The sequence below is a fragment of the Streptomyces sp. NBC_00557 genome (assembly GCF_036345995.1).
In the GTDB taxonomy this organism is placed as follows: Bacteria; Actinomycetota; Actinomycetes; order Streptomycetales; family Streptomycetaceae; genus Streptomyces.
Window position 1 is genome coordinate 2,557,211 of record NZ_CP107796.1, and the last position, 22,251, is coordinate 2,579,461.

A 22,251-nucleotide genomic window follows, 5' to 3' on the forward strand; every position below is an offset into this window, starting at 1 on the left:
TCGTCGCTCACAGCTTCGGCGCAATCTCTTCGGTCCAGATACGCTCCCGCTGCTCCTGCGTCATGTGGCAGGCCGCCCAGTGCCCGCTGCCGACCTCGGTCAGCTCGGGGCGGACCGTGCGGGTGACGTTGTCCTTCGGGATGTCCGCGTACGGGCAGCGCGGGTTGAAGGCGCAGCCGGACGGGACGTTGATGAGGGAGGGCGGGGAGCCCTTGATCGGGATGAGCCGCTCGGTCTCCTCCCGGTCCAGCCGCGGCATCGAGCCCAGCAGACCCCAGGTGTAGGGGTGCCGGGGCGCCTCGAACACCTCGTCGGCCGGACCGCGCTCCACGCACCGGCCGCCGTACATGACCAGCAGGTCGTCGGCCATCTCGGCGACCACGCCGAGGTCGTGCGTGATCATGATGACGGCGGAGCCGAACTCCTTCTGCAGGTCCCGGATGAGGTCCAGGATCTGCGCCTGCACGGTGACGTCCAGGGCGGTGGTCGGCTCGTCCGCGATGAGCAGCTCGGGGTTGTTCACCAGCGCCATCGCGATCATGGCGCGCTGGCGCATACCGCCGGAGAACTCGTGCGGGTAGCTGTCGACGCGCTTGGCCGGCTCCGGGATGCCCACGCGGTCCAGCATCTCGATCGCCCGCTGCTTGGCGACCTTCTTGCTGACCTGGTGGTGGACCCGGTAGGCCTCGACGATCTGCGCCCCGACCGTGTAGTAGGGGTGCATCGCGGACAGCGGGTCCTGGAAGATCATCGCCATCTTGCGGCCGCGCATCCGCCGGACCTCGTCCGGGTCGGCGGCGATCAGTTCCTGGCCGTCCAGCCACACCTCGCCGGAGACGCGGGCGTTGGCGGCGCGGTGCAGGCCCATCACGCCGAGCGAGGTGACGGACTTGCCGGAACCGGACTCGCCGACGATGCCCAGGGTCTTGCCCCGCTTGACGTCGAAGCTGACGCCGTCCACCGACTTGACCAGGCCGTCGTCGGTGTTGAAGTGGATACGCAGATCGCGAACGGAGAGGAACGCGTCGTCGGCGTCGGAGGGGGCGGTGCCGGCCGGTTCGCCGAGCGCCGCCTTGTCGAGCTTGCTCACGAGTACCTCACGCGGGGGTCGATGGCTGCGTACACCAGGTCGACGACGAGATTGCAGAAGACGATGAAGAACGCGGCGACCAGGGTCACGCCCATCACGATGGGCAGGTCGTTGTCCTTGATGGCCTGGATCGAGTACGCGCCGACGCCCTGCAGGGAGAACACGGTCTCGGTGAGCACCGCGGTGCCCACGAGGGTGCCGAAGTCCATGCCGAAGATGGTCACGATCGGGGTGAGCGTGGAGCGCAGCCCGTGCTTGGTGACGACCACCGACTCCTTGAGGCCCTTGGCGCGAGCCGTGCGGATGTAGTCCTCGCTCATCGTCTCCAGCATGCCCGCCCGGGTGAGCCGGGCGTAGGTGGCGGAGAAGAGGAACGCGAGGCTGATCCAGGGCAGCAGCAGGTGCCAGGCCCAGTCGGCCGGGTTCTGGGTGAACGGCACGTAGTCGGTGCTGTCCCAGATGGGCCACTGGTAGACGAAGAGCGCGTTGATCACCTGGCCGGTGAAGAAGATCGGCAGCGAGACGCCGGCGAGCGCGATGAACATCGAGATGCGGTCCACCGGCTTGCCCTTGCGCAGCGCCGAGACGACACCGGTCGTCACACCGAAGATCAGCCAGATCACCGCCGCGCCGACGGCCAGCGAGAAGGAGACGGGGATCCGCTCCTTGAGCTGGGGCCACACCTCGACGTGACTCTTGAAGGAGTACCCGAAGCAGGGGGCGTTGCAGTGCGTCGCATCGGGGCCGAACTTGTAGTCGGCGCCTGCGAACAGGCCCTTGATGTAGTGCCAGTACTGGATGTAGATGGGCTGGTCGAGTCCCAGGTTGTGCTTGATCGCGGCGACGGACGCGCGGTTGGCGTCCTTGCCGACGTACTGGGTGGCCAGCTGGGTGGCTGTCTGGCCGCCCAGGCGGGGGACCAGGAAGAAGATGGCGAAGGTGACTGCGCTGACCACCAGCAGCAGTACCAATGCGCCGAAGACGCGTCGGATGATGTACGCAGCCACAGCTGTGCGGCTCCGGGTGGCCGGGGCGGGGTCTGTCCGCCCCGGCCACCCGGTGCCTTCACCTGCCTTTCAGGGGTATCCGGCCTGCTGTTACTTCGAGGAGCTCAGCAGCAGGTAGTCGTACATGCCGAGGTACGCCTGCGTGACCGTGACGTTGGTCGCGGACGTGGGCCTGATCAGCAGGTTCTTGCGGTAGATCAGCGGGACGACCGAGGCGTTGTCGGCGACCATCTTGTCGATGTCGCCCCAGGCCTTGGTGCGGGCCGCGGAGTCGGTGTTGCCGATGGCCGCCTTGAGCGCGGCGTTGATCTTCGGGTCGTTCAGCTCCATCAGGTTGTTGCCGCCCGAGGGCTTGATGGCGCTGCCGTCGATGATCTGGTCCAGGAAGCCGTAGCCGGTCGGCCAGTCGGCGCCCCACGCCATCATCATCATGCCGAGCTTGTGCTGGTGGACGTAGCTCGGGACACCGGCGAAGTTCGAGAAGTACTTGCCGGACGGGAACTGCTTGATGTCGACCTTGATGCCGACGGCCTTCAGGGAGTTCTGGATGGCCGTGGCGCCCGCGACCTCGGAGGCGCGGTCCGAGCGGGCCGTCAGGGTGGTGGAGAAGCCGTTCGGCTTGCCGCACAGCTTCAGCTCGGCCTTGGCCTTGGCGACGTCACCCTTGTGACCGGCGGTCGGGTACTTGTCGAACTTGGTGTAGCCGTTGACCGACGGCGGCAGCAGCGTGGTGGCCACGTCGCCCTTCGGCGCACCGCCCATGGCGTCGATCACCGACTGCTTGTCGACCGCCCACTGCACGGCCTTGCGGCAGTGCACGTTGTCGAACGGCGCGACGTGCAGGTTCAGCGCCATGTAGCCGGTGGCGCCGGCGTAGGAGTTGTCCGTCTGCTTGGCGTACTTGCCGCTGAGGACCTTCGGCTGGGTCTGCGGCTGCACACCGGCGCCGGCGATGTCGGCCGTGATCTTGTCGGCCATCAGGTCGTTGTCGATCGAGACCGGGTTGACCTTGAACTTGACGACGATCTTGTCCGGCAGCGCCTTGCGGATCGGGTCCGTCTTCGGGTCCCAGTTCGAGTTGCGGACGAGGGTGGCGCCGGCGCCCTCCTCGTACGACGAGAACTTGTAGGGGCCGGAGGACACGATGTGCTGGACGTACTTCGCGCCGTCGTCCTTCGCCTGCGGCACGGGGGCCGTCTGGGAGAAGGTCGCCAGGTAGTCGAAGTCGGCGAACGGCTGGTTCAGGTGGAAGACGATCGTGCGGTCGTCCGGGGTGGCGATGGAGTCCAGGCCCTTCTTGTCCTTGTAGGGGCCCTTGTACTTGTCACCGCCCTGCAGGTACGCCTTGAAGTACGTCGGGCCGTTGGACAGGGCCTCGGGCGCGAAGTTGGAGCGCTCGATCGCGTACTTGACGTCCTTGGACGTGATCGGGGTGCCGTCCTCGAACTTCAGGCCCGGACGCAGGTGGTACGTCCAGGTCTTGGCGTCCTTGCTGGGCGTGCCCAGGGACTCGGCGAGGTCCGGGACGACCGTGAGGCCGTCCTTGCCGGCGGCCGGCTTGAACGTGACGAGCGTCCGCGCGTACAGGCGCGAGAAGTTCTGCACGAAGCCGTAGTAGGTGTTGCCCGGGTCCAGGGAGTCCGGCACGTCGGAGTCCTCCAGCGTGACCGTGCCTCCCTTCTTGCTCGAGGCGTTGACGATGGAGCTGAGCGCCGCGTCCTTGCTGCCGCTGCCGCCACTGCTGCTCTTGCCGCCCCCGCCGCCACAGGCGGCCGCGCCCAGGGAGAGCGCCGTGACCGACGCCACGGCGGCGATAACCCTTCTGGTCTTCACGTTGAGGAAAGCCCCCTCTATCGATGGATCACTTGCTGCGAGGGTCGAGCGCGTCACGCAGCCCGTCACCCAGCAGGTTGAAGGCCAGGACGGTGATGAAGATCGCCAGTCCGGGCACGAACATGTACTGCGGATCTGCGGTGTACAGGTCCACGGCGTTGCTGAGCATGCCGCCCCAGGAGGCCTGCGGCGGAGCGATACCGACTCCGAGGAAGCTCAACGCGGCCTCGAAGAGGATGTTGGTCGGGATGATCAGCGTCGAGTAGACGAGGATCGGCGCGACGAGGTTGGGGAGCAGCTCGCGGAACAGGATGTACGGGCCGCGGGCGCCCAGGCTGGTGGCGGCCTCGACGAACTCCCGCCTGCGCAGGGTCATCGTCTGGGCGCGCACGATGCGGCCGATGTAGGGCCAGCTGAAGAAGCCGATCACGAAGATCAGCACGCAGATCCGCAGCGGCAGGCCGTTGAGCCCGAAGAAGCCGTCCTGCACCGAGGCGGAGATGGCGATGGCGAACAGCAGCAGCGGGAACGCCAGGAAGGTGTCCATGAGCTTGCTGATGAGGCTGTCGACCCAGCCGCCGTAGTAGCCGGCGATGACGCCCAGCACGGTTCCGATGACCACCGAGAGGAGGGTGGCGCCGCCCGCGACCAGGAGGGAGACCCAGGAGCCGTCGATGATCCGGGCGAGCATGTCGCGGCCGTACTGCGGGTCCACGCCCAGCGGGTGGGAGAGGCTCATGCCGCCCCAGCCGCCCTTGGGAGCGAGCAGTGCCGGGTCGATGAGGTCCTGGTGGAACTTGTCCGGGTCGAGCCCGAAGATCCACTCGATCGGCTTGGCGAGCACCGCCATCAGCACGAGCAGGATGACGACGACGCCGCCCGCCACGGCCACCTTGTCCCGCTTGAACCGGGTCCAGGCGATCTGGCTGAGTGAACGCCCTTCGATCTGGCTCTTCTTGGCCCCGGCGAGCACGGACTCGGGAGGCGCTGCAGCCTCTTCCCCGGTGGTCTCGATCGGTGCGGTCACAGTTGACCTGACCCCTCTCGCCGGTGGTGACCGGCCTTTGTCCGCCGCTGTGGGCGGCTTGGTTCACTTACCTGCGCCGGCCGCACGATGGGTGACGGCCCTGGAGAGCCAGCTGGTCCCGTGCCTGGTTCGAGCACAGGATCGATGGCCTCGCGTCTTGAGAGGCGAGTCTTCAACGGGCTCTCGATCACGCGCCAGGTCTGACGGAGAAAGTATGCGTAAACGTGATGCCGCCTAGGGGAATCCGTTATCCGAACAGGGAAGATCGGCTGCCGGACGCCGGGCATCACCGGCCACCTCGCCCGAATCGGGCGGACATCAAGGGTAGTTGAGGGCGCGCGCACCGTTGTGGCCGACGTCACAGCATCCGGGTGCTCAGTAGGACCGGGGTCCGGTGTAGCCGTACCCGGGGCCGGCCGCGGGCGCCGGCGCCGCGTGCGCCTCGCGGTCGTAGAAGGGGCGGGCGTTGGCCCGCATCCACATCACGACCGGGTCGTAGTCGTCGGTCATCACGACCGTCGACACCGGCAGGCCCTCCGGGACCGCCCCGATGGACTGCTGCATCATCGCGCGCACCGAGTCCACGGCGGCCGGGGAGGTGTCGTACACGTCCAGGCCGATGGCGAGGTACGGCGCGCCGAGCGCCGGCTGCACCCAGGCGCGGCGCAGGGAGCGCAGGGCCGGGGTGCGGTGGGCGTTCTGCGTGAGAAGGGCGTAGAACTGCGGGATCTCGATACCGGGCTCGCTCAGCCGGAGGGGGCCGGCGGGCTGGCGGTCCAGCCCGGTGGCGATCCGGCGCAGGTCCAGCCAGGGGATGCCGACGCCGCCGCCCGGGGCGTGCGGGTTCAGCCAGAGGCCGTAGTGGTCGGGGTAGAGGGTGCGGGCCACGTCGAGCCCGTCGACGACCTCGTACGACCGGTTCCAGCCGCTGGCCGACAGCTCCTGGGCGGAGGTGACGCAGGGGGCGTACTGGAAGCCCTCGACCTCCATGTTTCCGTACTGGGCGTCCGGGGAGCCGGCATGGCCGTGCCACAGCAGCATCCAGATCTGGCCGGCGGAGGGCGTGGCGAGGGCGCGGAGCAGGGCCTCGTAGGCGTCGTAGCGGCCGGGGGTGACCTGGCGCAGCGCGTGTTCCACGCTGACGCTGCCGCTGTGGCTCGCGCTCACCTGTCGTGCCCTTCTCTTTTCTGTGCCCCGCGTTCGGGGACAGCTTAAGCGCCCACCGGGGTGCCGCCCCGGTGCGTACGCGGGTGCGGGTGCGTGGTGGCTCGGCGCGCCCCGCGGCGGAGCCGCATATCGGACACGGCCCCGCGCCCCTTCGGGGCGCCTCAGTGGCCGTACTGATAGAAGGGGCGGACCCTCTCCCTCATCCACTCCGCCACCGGGTCGTCCGTGACGTCCAGGAGGACCAGGTTGACCGGCCACTTGACCGGGACTTTGCCGAGGGCTCTGCCGAGGGCCTGGAGGGGGAGGGCGCGCAGGTCGCCCTCCCACTGGGAGAGCTCGACGCCCACGAACATGACCGGCTCGTCGGTCTCGATCGCGGCCAGGCAGCGGCGGGCGGTGCGGACCACGCCGGTCTCGGCGAACTCGGCGGACGCGGTGGAGAGGAAGTCGACCGGGTCGTCCTGCCAGTCGGGCTCGAAGAGCCGGACCCGGCCGCCGGTGTTCGGGCCGTCCAGCGGGGTGCGGCCGATCCGGCACAGCTCGGCCACCGCCGCGGGCGGCAGCGGGATGCCGATCAGCGCGTCGGGGTTCACGGCGATGCCGATCTGCGGGGGCAGGCCGCGGGCGAACTCCACGGCGGGCGCGATGGCGTACGCCATGTGGGAGCCGGCCGCCTGGCGCAGCTGCTCCTCGGAGCTGAACACCGGGACGTAGGCCTGGCCGTCGATGTCCAGCGAGGGCAGGTCCAGCGGGCCGCTGTCCGGGCCGCCGCCGTTGGGCAGCGGGACCCACAGCAGGCTGCGGCCCAGCACCTCGATGATCCGGCCGGCCGCGGCGGGCATGCCGAGGGAGGCCGAGAGCACCTCCTCCAGTTCGTTGCCCGGCCAGCCGCCGTGCGGCTGGGGGTGCGCCTGTGCCGGGAAGTCCGCGGGAAAGTCCGCCGGGAAGTCCATCTGCCTACCGCCTGCTGGGAACCACTGCTGTGCCATGAAGGCTAGCGGGTGGCTGTGACAGTTCCTCACCTTCGGACATCCGTTCGCGGCCTCATGCGGTGAAGGCGATCCGGCGCAGGGCGTCCGCCGCGGGCCGGTCCAGCAGGGTCGCCGAGCCGCAGCCGGCGGGCGGCTCGCCCGCCTCGACCGCGGCGACCAGCCGGGCGGTCGTACGGCGGTGGCGGCGGAAGGCGTACGCGGAGACGCCCCGGCCGCGCTCGCGCTGGCCCTCGCGGGCGGTCTCGGGGGCCACGTCGAGCAGCAGCAGGTGGAGGGCGGCGCCGCGGCGGCGGGCCTCGCGGGCGAGCCAGCGGCGCACCCAGGGCTGGGTGCCGCAGTCGTGCACGACGACGCCCTCGCCGGTGCGCAGCGCGCGGCGCAGGCCCGCGTAGTGGGCGAGGCGGACCAGCGGGCGGTAGAGGGCGTACGGCAGGAGACGGGGGGTGCGGGCGTCCCAGCGGTCACGGGTGTCCTGGGAGTCGACGCGGGGGCCGGTGACCGCGCGCCGCATCAGAGTGGACTTGCCGCTGCCGGGCAGGCCGGTGATCACGACCAGGTCGCGGGGTCCGAAGCGCAGGGTGCGCGGGCCGTGGCCGGCGCGGTCGCGCAGGTCGCGGACGACGGGGGCCGGGGCGGGGCGCTGCCTCGGCACAGTGATGCCGGTGGTGGCGGTGGCGTACACCGGGGTCCTGTTCACAGTGATCGTCCTCCCCTGTCGGTCCGGTAATCTTCCTGCCCGCAGTGCGTAAAGGGAAGGTAATGGGCGATGTCGTCGGCGTCGTCCGTGGCCTGCCACAGGTCGGTTACAAAAGCCCGCTCGGCGTGCGATGATGTGGCCGCCAACTGCATACCGGCCGCTTGAATCCGCGCGGGAGAGTCCCTGGCAGCACCGATGCCGGGGCGCCGAAGGAGCAAGTCCCTCCCTTGAATCTCTCAGGCCCCGTTACCGCGCGGGCGAGGCACATCTGAAAAGCGGGCCGCTCTACGCCAGTGGCTCCACCCAAGGTGCAAGCCGTGATCGCCCCCGTGGCGGTTCCGGCGAACCTCTCAGGTTCCGATGACAGATGGGGAGGAACGTTCCTCGCCCGTTCTGCTTTGCCCTGGGAGACGACCGACCGATGAGCAGCACTGAACTCCGCCACACCGCGCTCGATGCCGTGCATCGCGCGCTCGGTGCGACGATGACCGACTTCGCCGGCTGGGACATGCCGCTGCGCTACGGCTCCGAGCGCGACGAGCACATCGCCGTGCGGACGAAGGCGGGTCTGTTCGACCTCTCCCACATGGGCGAGATCACCGTCACCGGCGCCCAGGCCGCCGCGTTCCTGAACCACGCCCTGGTCGGCAACATCGCCTCCGTCGGCGTGGGCCGCGCCCGCTACACCATGATCTGCCGGGCCGACGGCGGCATCCTGGACGACCTGATCGTCTACCGGCTCGCCGAGACCGAGTACATGGTCGTCGCCAACGCCTCCAACGCCCAGGTCGTGCTGGACGCCCTCACCGAGCGCGCCGCCGGCTTCGACGCCGAGGTCCGCGACGACCGGGACGCCTACGCGCTGATCGCCGTCCAGGGCCCCGAGTCCCCCGGCATCCTGAAGTCCCTCACCGACGCCGACCTCGACGGCCTGAAGTACTACGCCGGCCTGCCCGGCACCGTCGCCGGCGTCCCGGCCCTGATCGCCCGCACCGGCTACACCGGCGAGGACGGCTTCGAGCTGTTCGTGAAGCCCGAGCACGCCGTCGAGCTGTGGCAGGCGCTGACCAAGGCCGGCGAGGGCGCCGGCCTCGTCCCCTGCGGCCTGTCCTGCCGGGACACCCTGCGCCTGGAGGCGGGCATGCCGCTGTACGGGCACGAGCTGACCACCGAGCTGACCCCCTTCGACGCCGGGCTCGGCCGCGTGGTGAAGTTCGACAAGGAGGGCGACTTCGTGGGGCGCGAGGCGCTCCGGGAGGCCGCGGCCAGGGCTGAGCAGAACCCGCCACGGGTCCTCGTCGGCCTGGTCGCCCAGGGCCGCCGCGTCCCGCGCGCCGGGTACGCCGTCGTCGCCGGCGGCGAGGTGATCGGCGAGGTCACCTCCGGCGCCCCCTCCCCCACCCTGGGCAAGCCGATCGCCATGGCGTACGTCGACGCGGCGCACGCGGCGCCGGGCACCGAGGGCGTCGGCGTGGACATCCGCGGCAGCCACGAGCCGTACGAGGTCGTGGCGCTGCCGTTCTACAAGCGCCAGAAGTAGACACCGGGCGCGGCCACTGTGTGACCCCGCGCACGTCACCGCCGCCCACAGCGGCTCCAGCAGTCCCCCCTTCATCATCACTCCCGCGCGTACAGGAGAATTCAGGCCATGAGCAACCCCCAGCAGCTGCGCTACAGCAAGGAGCACGAGTGGCTGTCGCCCGCCGAGGACGGCGTGTCGACGGTCGGCATCACCGAGTTCGCGGCGAACGCGCTCGGCGACGTCGTCTACGCCCAGCTCCCCGAGGTCGGCTCCACGGTGTCCGCGGGCGAGACCTGCGGCGAGCTGGAGTCCACCAAGTCGGTCTCCGACCTGTACTCGCCGGTCACCGGTGAGGTCGTCGAGATCAACGAGGACGTCGTCAACGACCCGTCGCTGGTGAACTCGGCCCCCTTCGAGGGCGGCTGGCTGTTCAAGGTGCGCGTCACGGAGGAGCCGGCCGACCTGCTCTCCGCCGACGAGTACACCGCCCAGAACGCCGGCTGAGGAGTCGTAGCCGTATGACCGTCCTGAACACGTCCCTGCACGAGCTGGACCCGGAGATCGCCGCCGCGGTCGACGCCGAGCTCGGCCGCCAGCAGTCCACGCTGGAGATGATCGCCTCCGAGAACTTCGCGCCGCTCGCGGTGATGGAGGCGCAGGGCTCCGTCCTCACCAACAAGTACGCCGAGGGCTACCCGGGCCGCCGCTACTACGGCGGCTGCGAGCACGTCGACGTCGCCGAGCAGATCGCCATCGACCGGGTCAAGGAGCTGTTCGGCGCCGAGTACGCCAACGTCCAGCCCCACTCCGGCGCCTCCGCCAACCAGGCGGCCCTGTTCGCCCTCGCCCAGCCCGGGGACACCATCCTCGGCCTGGACCTGGCGCACGGCGGCCACCTCACCCACGGCATGCGCCTGAACTTCTCCGGCAAGCAGTTCGACGTGGTCGCCTACCACGTGGACGCCGAGACCGGCCTGGTCGACATGGCGGAGGTCGAGCGGCTCGCCAAGGAGCACCGCCCGAAGGTGATCATCGCCGGCTGGTCGGCGTACCCGCGCGAGCTGGACTTCGCCGCGTTCCGCCGGATCGCCGACGAGGCCGGCGCCTACCTGTGGGTCGACATGGCGCACTTCGCGGGCCTGGTCGCGGCCGGCCTGCACGCGAACCCGGTGCCGTACGCCGACGTGGTGACCTCCACCACGCACAAGACGCTCGGCGGTCCGCGCGGCGGCATCATCCTCGCCCGCAGCAAGGACTTCGCGAAGAAGCTGAACTCCTCCGTCTTCCCCGGCTTCCAGGGCGGCCCCCTGGAGCACGTGATCGCCGCCAAGGCGGTCTCCTTCAAGGTCGCCGCCTCGGAGGAGTTCAAGGAGCGCCAGCGTCGTACCGTGGAGGGTGCCCGCATCCTCGCCGAGCGCCTGACGGCGGCGGACGCCCGTGAGGCCGGGGTGAACGTGCTGTCCGGCGGCACCGACGTGCACCTCATCCTCGTCGACCTGCGCGCCTCGGAGCTGGACGGGCAGCAGGCCGAGGACCGCCTCCACGAGGTCGGGATCACGGTCAACCGCAACGCGGTCCCGAACGACCCGCGGCCCCCGATGGTGACGTCCGGGCTGCGGATCGGCACGCCCGCCCTCGCGACCCGCGGCTTCACGGCCGAGGACTTCGCCGAGGTCGCGGACGTGATCGCCGAGGCGCTGAAGCCGTCGTACGACGCGGAGGCCCTCAAGGCGCGCGTGAAGGCGCTCGCCGACAAGCACCCGCTGTACCCGGGCCTGAACAAGTAGTCCCGGCGAAGCAAGTCCCCGGTGGGGCGCCCGAGGCCGGACCGGCGAGGGCGCCCCGCCATCCCCCTGTTCCTGAGGAGTGACCGTGGCCATCTCGGTCTTCGACCTGTTCTCGATCGGCATCGGCCCGTCCAGCTCCCACACGGTCGGCCCGATGCGGGCGGCGCGCATGTTCGCCCGCCGGCTGCGCAACGAGGACCTGCTGCCCTCGGTGGCCTCCGTGCGCTGCGAGCTGTACGGCTCCCTCGGCGCGACCGGCCACGGCCACGGCACCCCGAAGGCGGTCCTGCTCGGCCTGGAGGGCGCGTCCCCGCGCACGGTGGACGTGGAGACGGCGGACGAGCGAGTGGAGAAGATCAGGCAGGCGGGCCGGATCTCGCTCCTGGCCGAGCACGAGATCGCCTTCGACTTCGGCAAGGACCTCGTGCTGCACCGCCGCAAGGCCCTGCCGTACCACGCCAACGGCATGACCCTGTGGGCGTACGACGCCTCCGGCGCCGAACTGCTGACGAAGACGTACTACTCGGTCGGCGGCGGCTTCGTCGTGGACGAGGACGCGGTCGGCGCGGACCGGATCAAGCTGGACGACACGGTCCTGAAGTACCCCTTCCGCACGGGCGACGAGCTGCTGCGCCTGACGAAGGAGACGGGTCTGTCGATCTCCTCCCTGATGCTGGAGAACGAGCGGGCCTGGCGCACCGAGGACGAGATCCGCGCGGGCCTGCTGGAGATCTGGCGGGTGATGCGCGAGTGCGTCCAGCGCGGCCTGTCCCGCGAGGGCATCCTGCCCGGCGGCCTGAAGGTCCGCCGCCGCGCCGCCGTCTCCGCCCGCCAGCTGCGCGCCGAGGGCGACCCGCTGGCCCACGCCATGGAGTGGATCACCCTCTACGCGATGGCCGTGAACGAGGAGAACGCGGCCGGCGGCCGCGTGGTGACCGCCCCCACGAACGGCGCGGCCGGCATCATCCCGGCCGTCCTGCACTACTACATCAACTTCGTGCCCGGCGCCGACGAGGACGGCGTGGTCCGCTTCCTGCTGGCCGCCGGCGCGATCGGCATGCTCTTCAAGGAGAACGCCTCCATCTCCGGCGCCGAGGTCGGCTGCCAGGGCGAGGTCGGCTCCGCCTGCTCCATGGCCGCGGGCGCGCTCGCCGAGGTCCTCGGCGGCTCCCCCGAGCAGGTGGAGAACGCCGCCGAGATCGGCATGGAGCACAACCTCGGCCTGACCTGCGACCCGGTCGGCGGCCTGGTCCAGATCCCGTGCATCGAGCGCAACGGCATGGCCGCGGTGAAGGCGGTCACCGCGGCGAAGATGGCCATGCGCGGCGACGGCTCCCACAAGGTGTCCCTGGACAAGGTCATCAAGACCATGAAGGACACCGGCGCGGACATGTCCGTCAAGTACAAGGAGACGGCGCGGGGCGGGCTGGCGGTCAACATCATCGAGTGCTGAGCCGGACCGCGCTCAGGTGCCGGCCAGCAGCAGGTCCTCCCCGGTCGACGGGCGCAGGCCGTCGGGGCGGCCGGTGAAGTAGCGGTCGGCGAGCGCGGTGCCCGGGACGTGCCGGGCCTCCTCGAAGCCGGCCGAGCGGGCCAGGGCGAGCATCTCGTCCGGGGCGTAGAAGCTGAGGAACGGCGTGCCGGAGGCCCGGGCGCCCTCCTGGCTCGCCCGCAGGCCGGGGCGGTCGGGCTCGGCCACCAGATCCTCCGGGAGCAGGAAGGTCATGGCGAGGGTCGAGCCCGGTGCGAAGCCCGCGATCCGGCGCAGGGTGGCCGCCGTGGCCTCCTTGGTGAGGTACATGCTGACGCCCGCGGAGGCGACGACCGCGGGCCGGCCGGGGTCGAATCCGGCCGCGACGAGCCGGTCGGGCCAGCTGCCGGCGTCCGTCTCGAAGTCGACCGGCACCAGGTGCAGCCGGTCGGGGATGCCGTAGCCGAGTTCGACCAGGCGCCGGCGTTTCCAGATCTGTGTGCCGGGCTGGTCGACCTCGAAGACGTGCACCCGGGACGCGGCCCCCTGTCCGCGCTGGGCGAAGGTGTCCAGGCCGGCGCCGAGGAGGACGTACTGGTCCACGCCCCGGTCCGCCTGCTCGGCGACCAGGTCCTCGAGGAACCGCGCACGGGCCACCATGGCGGCCCGGAATCCGCGGGTGGCCTCGGGGTCCATGTCCGGACGGTCGCGCCAGCCGTCGCCGGGGGCCACGAGCCGCAGGCCGATCTCGTCCTCCAGCACATGCGGCGGCGGGTCGGCCAGCACGTGCATCGCCCGCCACAGGGCGCACCGCACGGCGGTGTTGTCCGGCGTCTCGTGCGTCATCGCGTCGCCTCCCGCCGGGGTCACTTCGCCGCCGGGGCCTGCAGGCTCCACAGGCGTCCGTCGGGGTCGCGGACCGTCGTCATCCGGGTGCCGAAGTGGGTGTCCTCGAACGGCGCGACCAGTTCGACGCCGGGACCGGCGTGGAAGGCGTCGGCGTCCGGCACCTTGAACACGATCTGCGTGCGCGGCTCCTGGTCCTCGGGGACCTCGGCGATGAACACGTACGGGCCTTCACCGTTGCGGAACTGGCCCGAGTTGTGATCCGTCGCGAACTCCAGTTCGTAGCCCAGCGACTGGAAGAACTTCGCCGCCTTCCCCCAGTTGTGGGTCTCCAGGAACACGGCCTCGATGCCCTCGGTCGCCATGTCAGGTTTCCTTCCCGGTCGACTGCTGTCGTGGTCCATGGGCGTCGTCGAGGTAGGCGCGCAGCGCTTCTGCGACCAGCGCCGACAACGACATGCCCGACTCGATGGCGCGGTACTTGACCTGCTTGATCAGCCCGATCGGCAGGTACACGTTGAACTGCTTGACTTCCTCATCACCCACACCCGCGAGGCTAGCATGCTAGCAATCTAGCCGCCAGCGGAGAGCGGCCCCGCGCCGCTCGAGAGTGGCTGATGTTCCTCCAGGGGCTACCGCGCAGTAACCGATCACCCCTACGCTGCCGTCAACTCGGCGACAGCAAAGGGGAGTTGAGCTATGGGTGCGGTGAGACGACTGGCGGCACTCGTGGGGGCCGCCGGACTGCTGGTGGCGGGGGCGGGCAACGCCCACGCGGCGGCGCCGAAGTTCTCCGGGACGACAGCGATCGGCACGCACAACGCGTACGACAAGTCCAAGTACACCTACTTCGCACAGGCGTTGGACTCGGGCGCCTCGCTGCTCGAGATCGACATCTACGCGGACAGCATCACCAAGCGCTGGCGGGTGAGCCACAGCAACCCGTGGGGCGACGACAACAACTGCGAGACCGCGAAGACCCCGAGCCAGCTGTACAGCACCAGCCGCGACCAGGACTTCGGCAGCTGCCTCGACAACATCGCGGCCTGGAACCAGCTCCACCCCGACCACCCGCCGATCGTCTTCAAGATCGAGATGAAGGTCGGCTTCAACAACAACGCCGGGCTCGGCCCGGACGAGTTCGACACGCTGATCAGCCAGAAGCTCGGCAGCAGCGTCTACAAGCCGGCCGACCTGCTGGGCGGCGCCCACAGCACCCTGGACGCGGCCGCCAAGGCCGACGCCTGGCCCTCCCGCGACGCCCTCAAGGGCAAGTTCCTCTTCGAGGTCATCCCCGGCACCGTGGAGATGAAGAACCCCTTCGACCACTACTGGACCGACCAGGAGTACGGCGACCACCTGCGCGACCTGTACGCCGCCGGGAACATCGCACAGGCCCAGGCCTTCCCGGCGGTGCTGGGCGCGGCGAACGGCGACCCGCGGGCGGCCCGCTGGACCTCCGACCCCTCGATCCGCCCCTGGTTCGTGTTCTTCGACGGCGACGCGGCGACGTACGTCAACAACGGGTACGACACGTCGTTCTACTCCGCGAACCACTACATTTCGATCATGACCGACGCCGCCGGCGTCTCCCCCGCCATCTCCTCCACCAACCCCACGGACGCCGAAGTAGCCGCACGGCTCGCCCTGTTGGCCAAGGACCACGCGAGCATCATCACCTCCGACTGGTCGGCGAAGTCACCGTCGGTGCTCAGCGAGGTGACCACCCGAAGCTGAGGTTCCGGACAGGGACGCAAGGGGCAGAACCCCTACATGTTGCACGGCATCGACGTAAGCGCCTTCCAGTCCTCCGCGTACGACACGGACGGCCTCTCCTTCGTCTTCATCAAGGCGACGGAAGGCCGTTCGTACGTCAATCCGCGGCTCGGCGCCCAGACCAAAAGAGGCCGCGACGCCGGACTGGTCGTCGGCTTCTACCACTTCCTGTGGCCCGGCAACATCACCGCCCAGGCCGAGTACTTCGTCCAGCACGCCCCCGAGCGCGCCGGCGACATCCTCGCGGTCGACTGGGAGACCACCGGCGACGGCACCCACGCGAGCAACGCGGAGAAGGACCACTTCATCCGCACCCTGAAGAGCCTGCGGCCGCACAACCGGGTCGTGCTCTACTGCAATCGCGATTTCTGGCTGACGGTCGACACGACCTCCTACGCCGGCGACGGCCTCTGGATCGCCGACTACGTCACCGCCGGCCACCCCCGCATCAAGGCCAAGTGGCGCTTCCACCAGTACACCAGCACCCCGCACGACAAGGACGTGGCCAACTTCTCCAGCAAGGCCGCGCTGAAGGAGTGGGCCACGCCGTAGTGCGGGTCAGCCGCGGAAGTCTGCCGGGCGGTCGGGGGTGGCTTCGGCGAGGGCCTTCCTGACGGCTTCCTTGTTTCCGCGGAGGCCGTAGACCGGGGTGCCCGGCTGCTGGCGCCAGGAGTCGTCGATGCCGCCCGCGTCGACCGTGTCGAAGCCGAGTTCGTCGATCAGGGCGCGGACCTTGGTCTTGGCCGCCTCGTCGTCGCCGGCGACCGGGAGGGCCATGCGCTCGGGGTCACCCGCGGGGCGGGGGCGGTCCAGGATGTCCTGGGCGTAGGTGCCGTTGAAGGCCTTGATCACAGGGTGCCCCAGGTGCTGCTCGGTCCAGCGGCTCTCGGTGAGGCCCTCGTCCTCGATGGCCGCGATCCGGCCGTCGCGCTGCTGCGGGTAGTAGTTGCCGGTGTCGATCACCGCGGCCCCCTCGGCGGCGCCGTCCAGCAGGCCGGAGGGGAGGTCGGGTACGGCCTTGAGGGGGACGGTGACGACCACGACCTCGGCGCCGTTTGCCGCGTCCTCCGCCCGGACCGGGGTCGCTCCGGTCTCCTCGGCCAGTTCCCTGAGTGTCTCGGGGCCGCGGGAGTTGGCCACGGTGACGTCGTGGCCGAGGGCGGTGAGCCGCCGGGTGAGGTTGCCGCCGATGTTCCCCGCGCCGATGATGCCGATCTTCATGACACGCCTTCCGGGATCGTTGCATGCGTGTGCATGCGTCTGTCCGGCGACAACCTCGTCGGTACGGCCGCTATTCCGCCGCCGCGGCGATCGGCCGAACGTCCTCACGACCGTACGACGATGTTGCCGGTGTGGCGGTTCGGCTCCATCAGGCGGGGTGTCGTGGGTGGTGGCGTCGTGCTCGCGCAGGCGGGTGAGGTCGAGCAGGGTCAGCGGGCCCTCCCACAGGACAGGCGCGAACTCGGCGAACAGGTCGGCGAGCACGGGGCATGACGGGCGTGACGGGCGTGACGGCATGACGAAGGGGCCCTCCCGCCGGGAGAGCCCCCTGCGCCCTGCGTCACGCGGTGCCGTGCGTCACGTGCTCAGGCCTTGGTCGTTCAGGCCTCACTTGTTCAGGTACGCCCAGAACTCGTCGAACGACAGGACCTTGTCGCCGTTGAGGTCGCGCTGCTTGATGATGGCCTCCGCGACGGTCTCGGTGACGTTCCAGTCACCGCCCTGCGCGAGGGCGCTCTTGAACTCCGCGGCCGTGATGAATCCGTCACCGTCCGCGTCGATCCGCTGGAACTGCTTGCGTGCTTCCTCGATGTCCGCCACCGATCCGCCCCTTTTGGTTGTGTTTCTCATGCCGTGCTGGCGTACTGACGCAGGTCAGATTAACGGCCCGCACGAGCACGGAGTGCGGCGACCACCCAGGCGAAGTCCTCCTCGTGCGCGGAGACGGCGTGTCCGCCCGGTCCGGGGTCAGCGGAAGATGCCGGTGTGGCCGAGCGAGTAGCGGCCCGGCTGCGGGTAGACGGCCAGGCCGTGCGGGCCGCTGCCGACCTTGATGCGGGCCAGTTCCTTCCCGGTGCGGGTGTCGATGGCGTACACCTCCGCGTTGTAGCGGCCGGACAGCCACAGGACGGTGCCGTCGGCGGAGACGCCGCCCATGTCGGGGCTGCCGCCGCCCGGCAGGTGCCACTTCTTGGTGAGCCGGTTCCTGGCGAAGTCGAAGACGGAGATGGTGCCCTCGCCCCGGTTGGAGATGTACATCTCGCGGGAGTCGCGGCTGATGTAGAGGCCGTGGGCGCCCTTGCCGGTGTAGAGGAACCTCGGCCGGGTGAACTTGTCGCCGTCCAGGATCCACAGGCCGTTCGCCACCATGTCGGCGATGTAGAACAGCTTGCCGTCCGGGGAGATCTTGACGTCCTGCGGCATCGCTCCGGGGTGCGGCAGCTTCTCCTGGCGTACGACCTTCATCTTCGCGGTGTCGACCTTGAGGATCTCGCCGCTGAACTCGCAGGAGACGATGAAGTAGCGCCCGTCGGGCGAGAAGTCGGCGTGGTTGACGCCGTAGCAGCTGACCGGCACGGCCTTGACGACCTTCATGGTGTGCGCGTCGCGGAAGACCAGCTCGCGGTCCCGGGAGGCCATCACGACGGCGTACCTGCCGTCGGGCGTGAAGTACAGGTTGTACGGGTCGTGCACGGCGACCGGCTTGCCCGCCTTGCCGGTCCGCGGGTCGATCGGGGTGAGGCTGTTGCCGAGGTCGTTGTTGACCCAGAGGGTCTTCAGGTCCCAGGACGGCACGACGTGCTGGGGCTGGCGGCCGACCCGGAGCGTGTCGATGACCTCGTACGTCTTGGGGTCGATGACGGTGACGGTGTTGGAGTTGGTGTTGGGGACGTACACCCGGGACGGGAAGTCCTTGACGACCGGGGAGAGTTGGTTCGGGCGGTCGGCCGCGTAGAGGTCCCTGGGGTTGTCGACCGGCGGCATCCCGGGCAGCACGTCGACCTGCCGCTTGCCGTTGCCCGGGCGGGCCGGCGCCTTGCTGCCGAGGGCGTCGTTGCCGTGGTGCTGAGCACCCGTACTGCACGCGGACAGCAGTGTCAGGGCGGTGAGGACGGCGCCGGCCGCCAGCAGGCGGGCGGCTTTCGTGGTTCGCATCAGCTCAGCAGCTCCGTGGTGGTGACCGCGCGCAGTCCGCGGCGGCCGAGTTCGTGGAGGAGGTCGGGGAGGGCGGCGACCGTGTCCGGGTACCCGAAATGCATGCTCACCACCGACCCGGCGCGCACGTCGGCGAGAACCTTGCGGGTGACGGCGGCGGCGCCGGGCCGGGTGTAGTCGAGCGAGTCGACGTCGTACGACAGCACGTGCGGGTAGCCGGCGGCGCGGGCGAGCCGGGCGACCAGCGGGGAGGCGGTCGGTGCGCGGGAGGGGCGGAACCAGGTGCCGATGGACCCGGTGAGCCGCTTCAACCGGTCCGCGCAGTCGGTGATCTCCCTGCGGGCGTCCGCCTCGGGCAGGGTGTTGACCGCGATGTGGCGCTGCGTGTGGTTGCCGAGGTCGTGGCCGCCGTCGAGGATCCGGCGGGCGATGTCGGGGTGTTCGTCCAGCCAGGTTCCGACGGCGAGCACGGTGAGGCGGGCGCCGGCCTTCTCGGCCTCGGTGAGCAGGGAGTGGGCGAGCTTCGGATCGCCCTGGCCGTGGAAGGTGAGGGCGACTTGGGGCCGGGTGCGCGGGCCGTGGGTGATCTGGGCGGGCTGCCCGGGGTAGGCGCGGGGGGCGGGCGCGGCGTGGGCGCCGGCCTGGCGGGGGGCGGAGGGGGTACCGGACGGGGACGCGGAAGGGGACGTGGGGCCGGGGGTACCGGGCCGGGCGGTCTGGTCCGCGCCGCAACCGGCGGCGAGCGCGCCGCCGGCGACGAGCCCGGCGCCCGCGCGCAGCACTTCGCGTCGGTTGGTCGTGGTCACCCGCACCATTTAAGGGGCGTCAGGTAAGAAAACCGTCGATTGCCCCGAAAGAAGGATGATTTCGGGTCGTGTCCGCGAGGAGGTCACGCCGGCGTCACCGGTCGGCCACCCGCATCTCGAACCACGTCGTCTTGCCCCTCGGCAGCAGGTCCACTCCCCAGCGGTCGGAGAGCCGGTCGACGAGGAACAGCCCCCGGCCGCTGGTGTCCATCTCCTGCACCGGCATCAGGCAGGGCAGGCCGCGCGAGGGGTCGCTGACCTCCACCCGGATCCAGCCGGGGCGGCGGCGCATCCGCAGGCCGAAGACCCGGGCGCCGGTGTGCCGTACGGCGTTGCCGACCAGCTCGGACACGAGCAGCACGCAGTCCTCGGTGAGCTTGGGGGTGAGCCGCCAGGTGCGCAGTACGACGACCTGGGCGAGCCGGCGGGCGGTGGCCGCGGACTCCGGGCGGGACGGCAGCGGCACCTCCGCCTCCGTCGGGTTGCCGAACAGTTCGAGCGCCTTGAGCGCCTGTTCGTCCTCGACCGTGGGCGACCAGCGCGCCGCGGCCGCACGGCTGTGTCCCCGCGGCTGTTCGATGCCCTCCAGCCCCGCCATGCCAACATGATGGCGGCCCGGAGCCGTCTTCGGGGCCGTTCCGGGGGAATACGCCCCCTGCGCGCCCCCGCTCTCCGCCAGGCGTCCGGCATATGCCGACGTCATGTCACCGACCGGTAGGGCCGGATTGACCTGCGAAGACGGCTCGCTTCCGGGCAATCGTCGGTCTCCCTCGACAACGCGGGTTTAAGGCTGCGTTAAGGCTCCCATAAACCGCCCCATCGAGGGACACGGACCAGACGACGCGTCAACTGCAAGGCCGCCCGGAGGAGTTGGCGAAAAGATCACACCACCCCTGCTAGCGGAACTTGGCCTTGCCCGGGCCCTCCTCCACGAAGCTGCGCATGCCGGTCTCGCGGTCCTCGGTGGCGAACAGGCCCGCGAACCAGTTGCGTTCGACGGCGAGTCCGGTGTCGATGTCGGTCTCCAGCCCGGTGTCCACGGACTCCTTCGCCGCGCGCAGGGCGATCGCCGGGCCCTGAGCGAGCCTCGCGGCCCAGGCGTGCGCCTGCTCGTAGACCTCGGCGGCCGGGACGACGCGGTCGACCAGGCCGATCGCGAGGGCCTCGTCGGCCTTGACCTGGCGGCCGGTGAAGATGAGGTCCTTGGCCTTGGAGGGGCCGACCAGCCGGGGCAGCCGCTGAGTGCCGCCGGCGCCCGGGATCAGGCCGAGCAGGATCTCGGGCTGGCCGAGCTTGGCGTTCTCGGCGGCGATGCGGTAGTCGGCGCACAGGGCCAGTTCGCAGCCGCCGCCGAGGGCGTAGCCGGTGATGGCGGCGACGACGGGCTTGGGGATGCGGGCCACGGCCGTGAAGGAGTCCTGCAGGGCGCGGGCGCGCAGGACCATCGCGGTGTGGTCCATGTTCTGCATCTCCTTGATGTCCGCGCCCGCCGCGAACACCCGCTCGCCGCCGTAGATCACCACGGCGCGCACGTCGTCGCGGCGCGTGGCCTCCTCGGCGAGTTCCTTCAGCCGGTCCTGGGTGGCGATGTCCAGCGCGTTCATCGGCGGACGGTCCAGACGCAGGGTTCCGACGCCTTCGGCGACTTCGAGAGAGACGGTCATGAAGGCAGGTTAACGGGGATTAACGCCAGTGAGCCCGGTGCCGTGGATCACAGCACCGGGCCCCTTACGTCGGTCGGGTCCTACTTCGTCCAGTCCGCCCACGGCATGTTCCAGCCGTTGAGGCCGTTCGCCGGGTCCACCGTGCGGTCGTGGGAGTTCTTCACGATCACCACGTCGCCGATGATCGAGTGGTTGAACATCCAGGCCGCCGGGGTGGAGCCGTCGTAGCCGCCGCGCACGTCGCGCAGGCCGACGCAGCCGTGGCTGGCGTTGTAGTTGCCGAAGGCGCCGCCGCCCCAGTAGTTGCCGTGCAGGAAGGTGCCGGAGGTGGTCAGGCGCATGGCGTGCGGGACGTCCTTGATGTCGTACTCGCCGCCGTAGCCGACCGTCTCGCCGTTCATCCGGGTGACGGTCAGCTTCTCGCTGATGACCATCTGGCCGTTCCAGGTGTCGTAGCCGGGCTTGCCGGTGGTGACCGGAAGGGTCCTGACGACCTTGCCGTCCTGGGTGACCTTCATCGTGTGCTTCTTGGCGTCCACGATCGAGACCTGGTTGCGGCCTATCGTGAAGCTGATCGTCTTGTGCTGCTTGCCGTAGACGCCGTCGCGGCCCTCGACACCGTCGAGGTCGAGGTCGACGGTGACCTTGGTGCCTTCCTTCCAGTACTTCTCCGGGCGGAAGTCCAGGCGGTCGTTGCCGAACCAGTGGCCCTCGACGTCCACGGCCGGCTCGGTCCTGATCTTTATGGCCTTCTCGACGGCGTCCGGGTGCGTGATGCCCCGGGTGAAGTTCACGGAGAACGGCATGCCGACGCCGACGGTGGAGCCGTCCTCCGGGGTGAAGTAGCCGAGGAAGGTGTTCTTCGGGGTCAGGGTGGTGAACCGGGAGTCCTCGGCGGCCTCGCGGCCCGCGGAGTCCTTGGCGACCGCGTGCACCGTGTACGTGGTGGACGCGGCGAGATGGGTGGAGGGCGTCCAGGAGGCGCCACCGCCGGTGAGGGTGCCGGCGACCGTGTGACCCTTGGCGTCCTTGACGGTGACCTCGGTCAGCTTGCCCTTCGCGACGCTCACCTTGAGCGCGCCGCTGGTGTCGACGCCGGTGGCGCCGGACCTGGGCGAGATGGTGACGGCGGCGGCGGACTGCTGCTTGCCCTGCTGGGTGCTGGAGTCCTTCCCCTTGCCGTCGGCCCCCGTGCCGCCGCCACCGCCACACGCGGCGAGGGCGAGCACGAGGGCCCCGGATATCAGCGCCACTCCCCCACGGCCCCGCCCCTCTTTTCCGGTCGCTCGCCTCCGGGGCGCTTCAGCCGGTGTCGGGAGGCCGCCCGTGCTCACCCCTTCGGGCCTCCGCGCGGCCGCCCTCCCGACACCGGCGCGCCCCTGCGGCTCCCTCATCGGCCCCACTCTCGAC

The 22,251-nt window shown here is 70.2% G+C and carries 24 protein-coding genes and 2 riboswitches; of the genes, 7 read left to right on the forward strand and 17 right to left on the reverse strand.

Features of this window, described 5'->3' with window-relative positions; all coding sequences use genetic code 11:
- Positions 1-7 precede the first annotated feature (7 nt).
- From OG956_RS10525 to OG956_RS10555, 7 genes are all read right to left on the reverse strand, one after another.
- The gene (locus tag OG956_RS10525; RefSeq protein WP_330337687.1) at positions 8-1,090 is read right to left on the reverse strand and encodes an ABC transporter ATP-binding protein; all 1,083 of its coding nucleotides are present in this window, start codon (positions 1,088-1,090) and stop codon (positions 8-10) included.
- A complete protein-coding gene (locus tag OG956_RS10530; protein ID WP_330337688.1) occupies positions 1,087-2,097 on the reverse strand; it encodes an ABC transporter permease in 1,011 nt (336 codons plus the stop codon). Before OG956_RS10530 ends, OG956_RS10525 begins: the two co-directional genes overlap by 4 nt.
- Positions 2,098-2,187: 90 nt before the next feature.
- Positions 2,188-3,930 (reverse strand): ABC transporter substrate-binding protein, encoded by a 1,743-nt coding sequence (locus OG956_RS10535; protein ID WP_330337689.1) that lies wholly within the window; start codon positions 3,928-3,930, stop codon positions 2,188-2,190.
- Positions 3,931-3,958: 28 nt separating this feature from the next.
- Positions 3,959-4,957, reverse strand: coding sequence for an ABC transporter permease (locus OG956_RS10540; RefSeq protein WP_330337690.1), 999 nt, complete (start codon positions 4,955-4,957; stop codon positions 3,959-3,961).
- Positions 4,958-5,332: 375 nt separating this feature from the next.
- A complete protein-coding gene (locus OG956_RS10545) occupies positions 5,333-6,124 on the reverse strand; it encodes an enhanced serine sensitivity protein SseB C-terminal domain-containing protein (protein ID WP_330337691.1) in 792 nt (263 codons plus the stop codon).
- A 161-nt stretch (positions 6,125-6,285) separates the two neighbouring features.
- On the reverse strand, positions 6,286-7,077 hold the full coding sequence (locus tag OG956_RS10550; RefSeq protein WP_330337692.1) for an enhanced serine sensitivity protein SseB: 792 nt from the start codon (positions 7,075-7,077) through the stop codon (positions 6,286-6,288).
- Positions 7,078-7,168: 91 nt separating this feature from the next.
- Positions 7,169-7,813, reverse strand: coding sequence for an AAA family ATPase (locus OG956_RS10555; RefSeq protein WP_443065548.1), 645 nt, complete (start codon positions 7,811-7,813; stop codon positions 7,169-7,171).
- Positions 7,814-7,975: 162 nt separating this feature from the next.
- Positions 7,976-8,075: riboswitch (glycine riboswitch) on the forward strand.
- Positions 8,076-8,190: riboswitch (glycine riboswitch) on the forward strand.
- Between the two features lie 44 nt (positions 8,191-8,234).
- Here OG956_RS10555 and gcvT point away from each other — a divergent pair.
- From gcvT to OG956_RS10575, 4 genes are all read left to right on the forward strand, one after another.
- On the forward strand, positions 8,235-9,353 hold the full coding sequence (gcvT, locus tag OG956_RS10560; protein ID WP_330337693.1) for a glycine cleavage system aminomethyltransferase GcvT: 1,119 nt from the start codon (positions 8,235-8,237) through the stop codon (positions 9,351-9,353).
- A gap of 108 nt (positions 9,354-9,461) precedes the next feature.
- Positions 9,462-9,839: a glycine cleavage system protein GcvH gene (gene gcvH / locus OG956_RS10565; RefSeq protein WP_330337694.1), complete on the forward strand. Its 378-nt coding sequence runs from the start codon at positions 9,462-9,464 to the stop codon at positions 9,837-9,839.
- 14 nt (positions 9,840-9,853) lie between these two features.
- Positions 9,854-11,122 carry a serine hydroxymethyltransferase gene (glyA, locus tag OG956_RS10570; RefSeq protein WP_330337695.1) on the forward strand — a complete coding sequence of 423 codons (1,269 nt, stop codon included), beginning with the start codon at positions 9,854-9,856 and terminating at the stop codon, positions 11,120-11,122.
- Positions 11,123-11,207: 85 nt separating this feature from the next.
- Positions 11,208-12,575, forward strand: coding sequence for an L-serine ammonia-lyase (locus OG956_RS10575; protein WP_330337696.1), 1,368 nt, complete (start codon positions 11,208-11,210; stop codon positions 12,573-12,575).
- 12 nt (positions 12,576-12,587) lie between these two features.
- Here the strand turns inward: OG956_RS10575 and OG956_RS10580 are convergent, their stop codons facing one another.
- The 3 genes from OG956_RS10580 to OG956_RS10590 are packed head-to-tail and all read right to left on the reverse strand — an operon-like array spanning position 12,588 to position 13,985.
- Positions 12,588-13,439 (reverse strand): class I SAM-dependent methyltransferase, encoded by an 852-nt coding sequence (locus OG956_RS10580; protein ID WP_330337697.1) that lies wholly within the window; start codon positions 13,437-13,439, stop codon positions 12,588-12,590.
- Positions 13,440-13,459: 20 nt separating this feature from the next.
- Positions 13,460-13,804 carry a VOC family protein gene (locus tag OG956_RS10585; protein ID WP_330337698.1) on the reverse strand — a complete coding sequence of 115 codons (345 nt, stop codon included), beginning with the start codon at positions 13,802-13,804 and terminating at the stop codon, positions 13,460-13,462.
- Between the two features lies 1 nt (position 13,805).
- A complete protein-coding gene (locus OG956_RS10590; protein ID WP_330337699.1) occupies positions 13,806-13,985 on the reverse strand; it encodes a CopG family transcriptional regulator in 180 nt (59 codons plus the stop codon).
- Positions 13,986-14,138: 153 nt separating this feature from the next.
- Here OG956_RS10590 and OG956_RS10595 point away from each other — a divergent pair, with 153 nt between their 5' ends.
- Positions 14,139-15,176: a phosphatidylinositol-specific phospholipase C domain-containing protein gene (locus OG956_RS10595; protein WP_330337700.1), complete on the forward strand. Its 1,038-nt coding sequence runs from the start codon at positions 14,139-14,141 to the stop codon at positions 15,174-15,176.
- A gap of 36 nt (positions 15,177-15,212) precedes the next feature.
- Positions 15,213-15,767, forward strand: coding sequence for a glycoside hydrolase family 25 protein (locus tag OG956_RS10600; protein WP_330337701.1), 555 nt, complete (start codon positions 15,213-15,215; stop codon positions 15,765-15,767).
- Between the two features lie 6 nt (positions 15,768-15,773).
- Here OG956_RS10600 and OG956_RS10605 read toward each other — a convergent pair whose 3' ends face one another.
- A complete protein-coding gene (locus OG956_RS10605) occupies positions 15,774-16,436 on the reverse strand; it encodes an NADPH-dependent F420 reductase (RefSeq protein WP_330337702.1) in 663 nt (220 codons plus the stop codon).
- Between the two features lie 33 nt (positions 16,437-16,469).
- Here OG956_RS10605 and OG956_RS10610 point away from each other — a divergent pair, with 33 nt between their 5' ends.
- Entirely contained in the window at positions 16,470-16,709 is a 240-nt protein-coding gene (locus tag OG956_RS10610; protein WP_330337703.1) for a hypothetical protein, read from the forward strand.
- Between the two features lie 114 nt (positions 16,710-16,823).
- On the opposite strand, the gene OG956_RS10615 is transcribed toward OG956_RS10610, so the two are convergent.
- The 6 genes from OG956_RS10615 to OG956_RS10640 form a co-directional block, all read right to left on the reverse strand.
- Complete coding sequence (locus OG956_RS10615; RefSeq protein WP_330337704.1) at positions 16,824-17,036, reverse strand: EF-hand domain-containing protein; 213 nt, start codon at positions 17,034-17,036, stop codon at positions 16,824-16,826.
- Between the two features lie 147 nt (positions 17,037-17,183).
- Positions 17,184-18,371 carry a YVTN family beta-propeller repeat protein gene (locus tag OG956_RS10620; RefSeq protein WP_330337705.1) on the reverse strand — a complete coding sequence of 396 codons (1,188 nt, stop codon included), beginning with the start codon at positions 18,369-18,371 and terminating at the stop codon, positions 17,184-17,186.
- Positions 18,371-19,186: a polysaccharide deacetylase family protein gene (locus tag OG956_RS10625; RefSeq protein WP_330337706.1), complete on the reverse strand. Its 816-nt coding sequence runs from the start codon at positions 19,184-19,186 to the stop codon at positions 18,371-18,373. Before OG956_RS10625 ends, OG956_RS10620 begins: the two co-directional genes overlap by 1 nt.
- A gap of 85 nt (positions 19,187-19,271) precedes the next feature.
- Positions 19,272-19,775: an ATP-binding protein gene (locus tag OG956_RS10630; RefSeq protein WP_330337707.1), complete on the reverse strand. Its 504-nt coding sequence runs from the start codon at positions 19,773-19,775 to the stop codon at positions 19,272-19,274.
- A 298-nt stretch (positions 19,776-20,073) separates the two neighbouring features.
- Positions 20,074-20,841 carry an enoyl-CoA hydratase/isomerase family protein gene (locus tag OG956_RS10635; RefSeq protein WP_330337708.1) on the reverse strand — a complete coding sequence of 256 codons (768 nt, stop codon included), beginning with the start codon at positions 20,839-20,841 and terminating at the stop codon, positions 20,074-20,076.
- Between the two features lie 80 nt (positions 20,842-20,921).
- Entirely contained in the window at positions 20,922-22,094 is a 1,173-nt protein-coding gene (locus tag OG956_RS10640) for a L,D-transpeptidase (RefSeq protein ID WP_443065549.1), read from the reverse strand.
- Positions 22,095-22,251 lie beyond the last annotated feature (157 nt).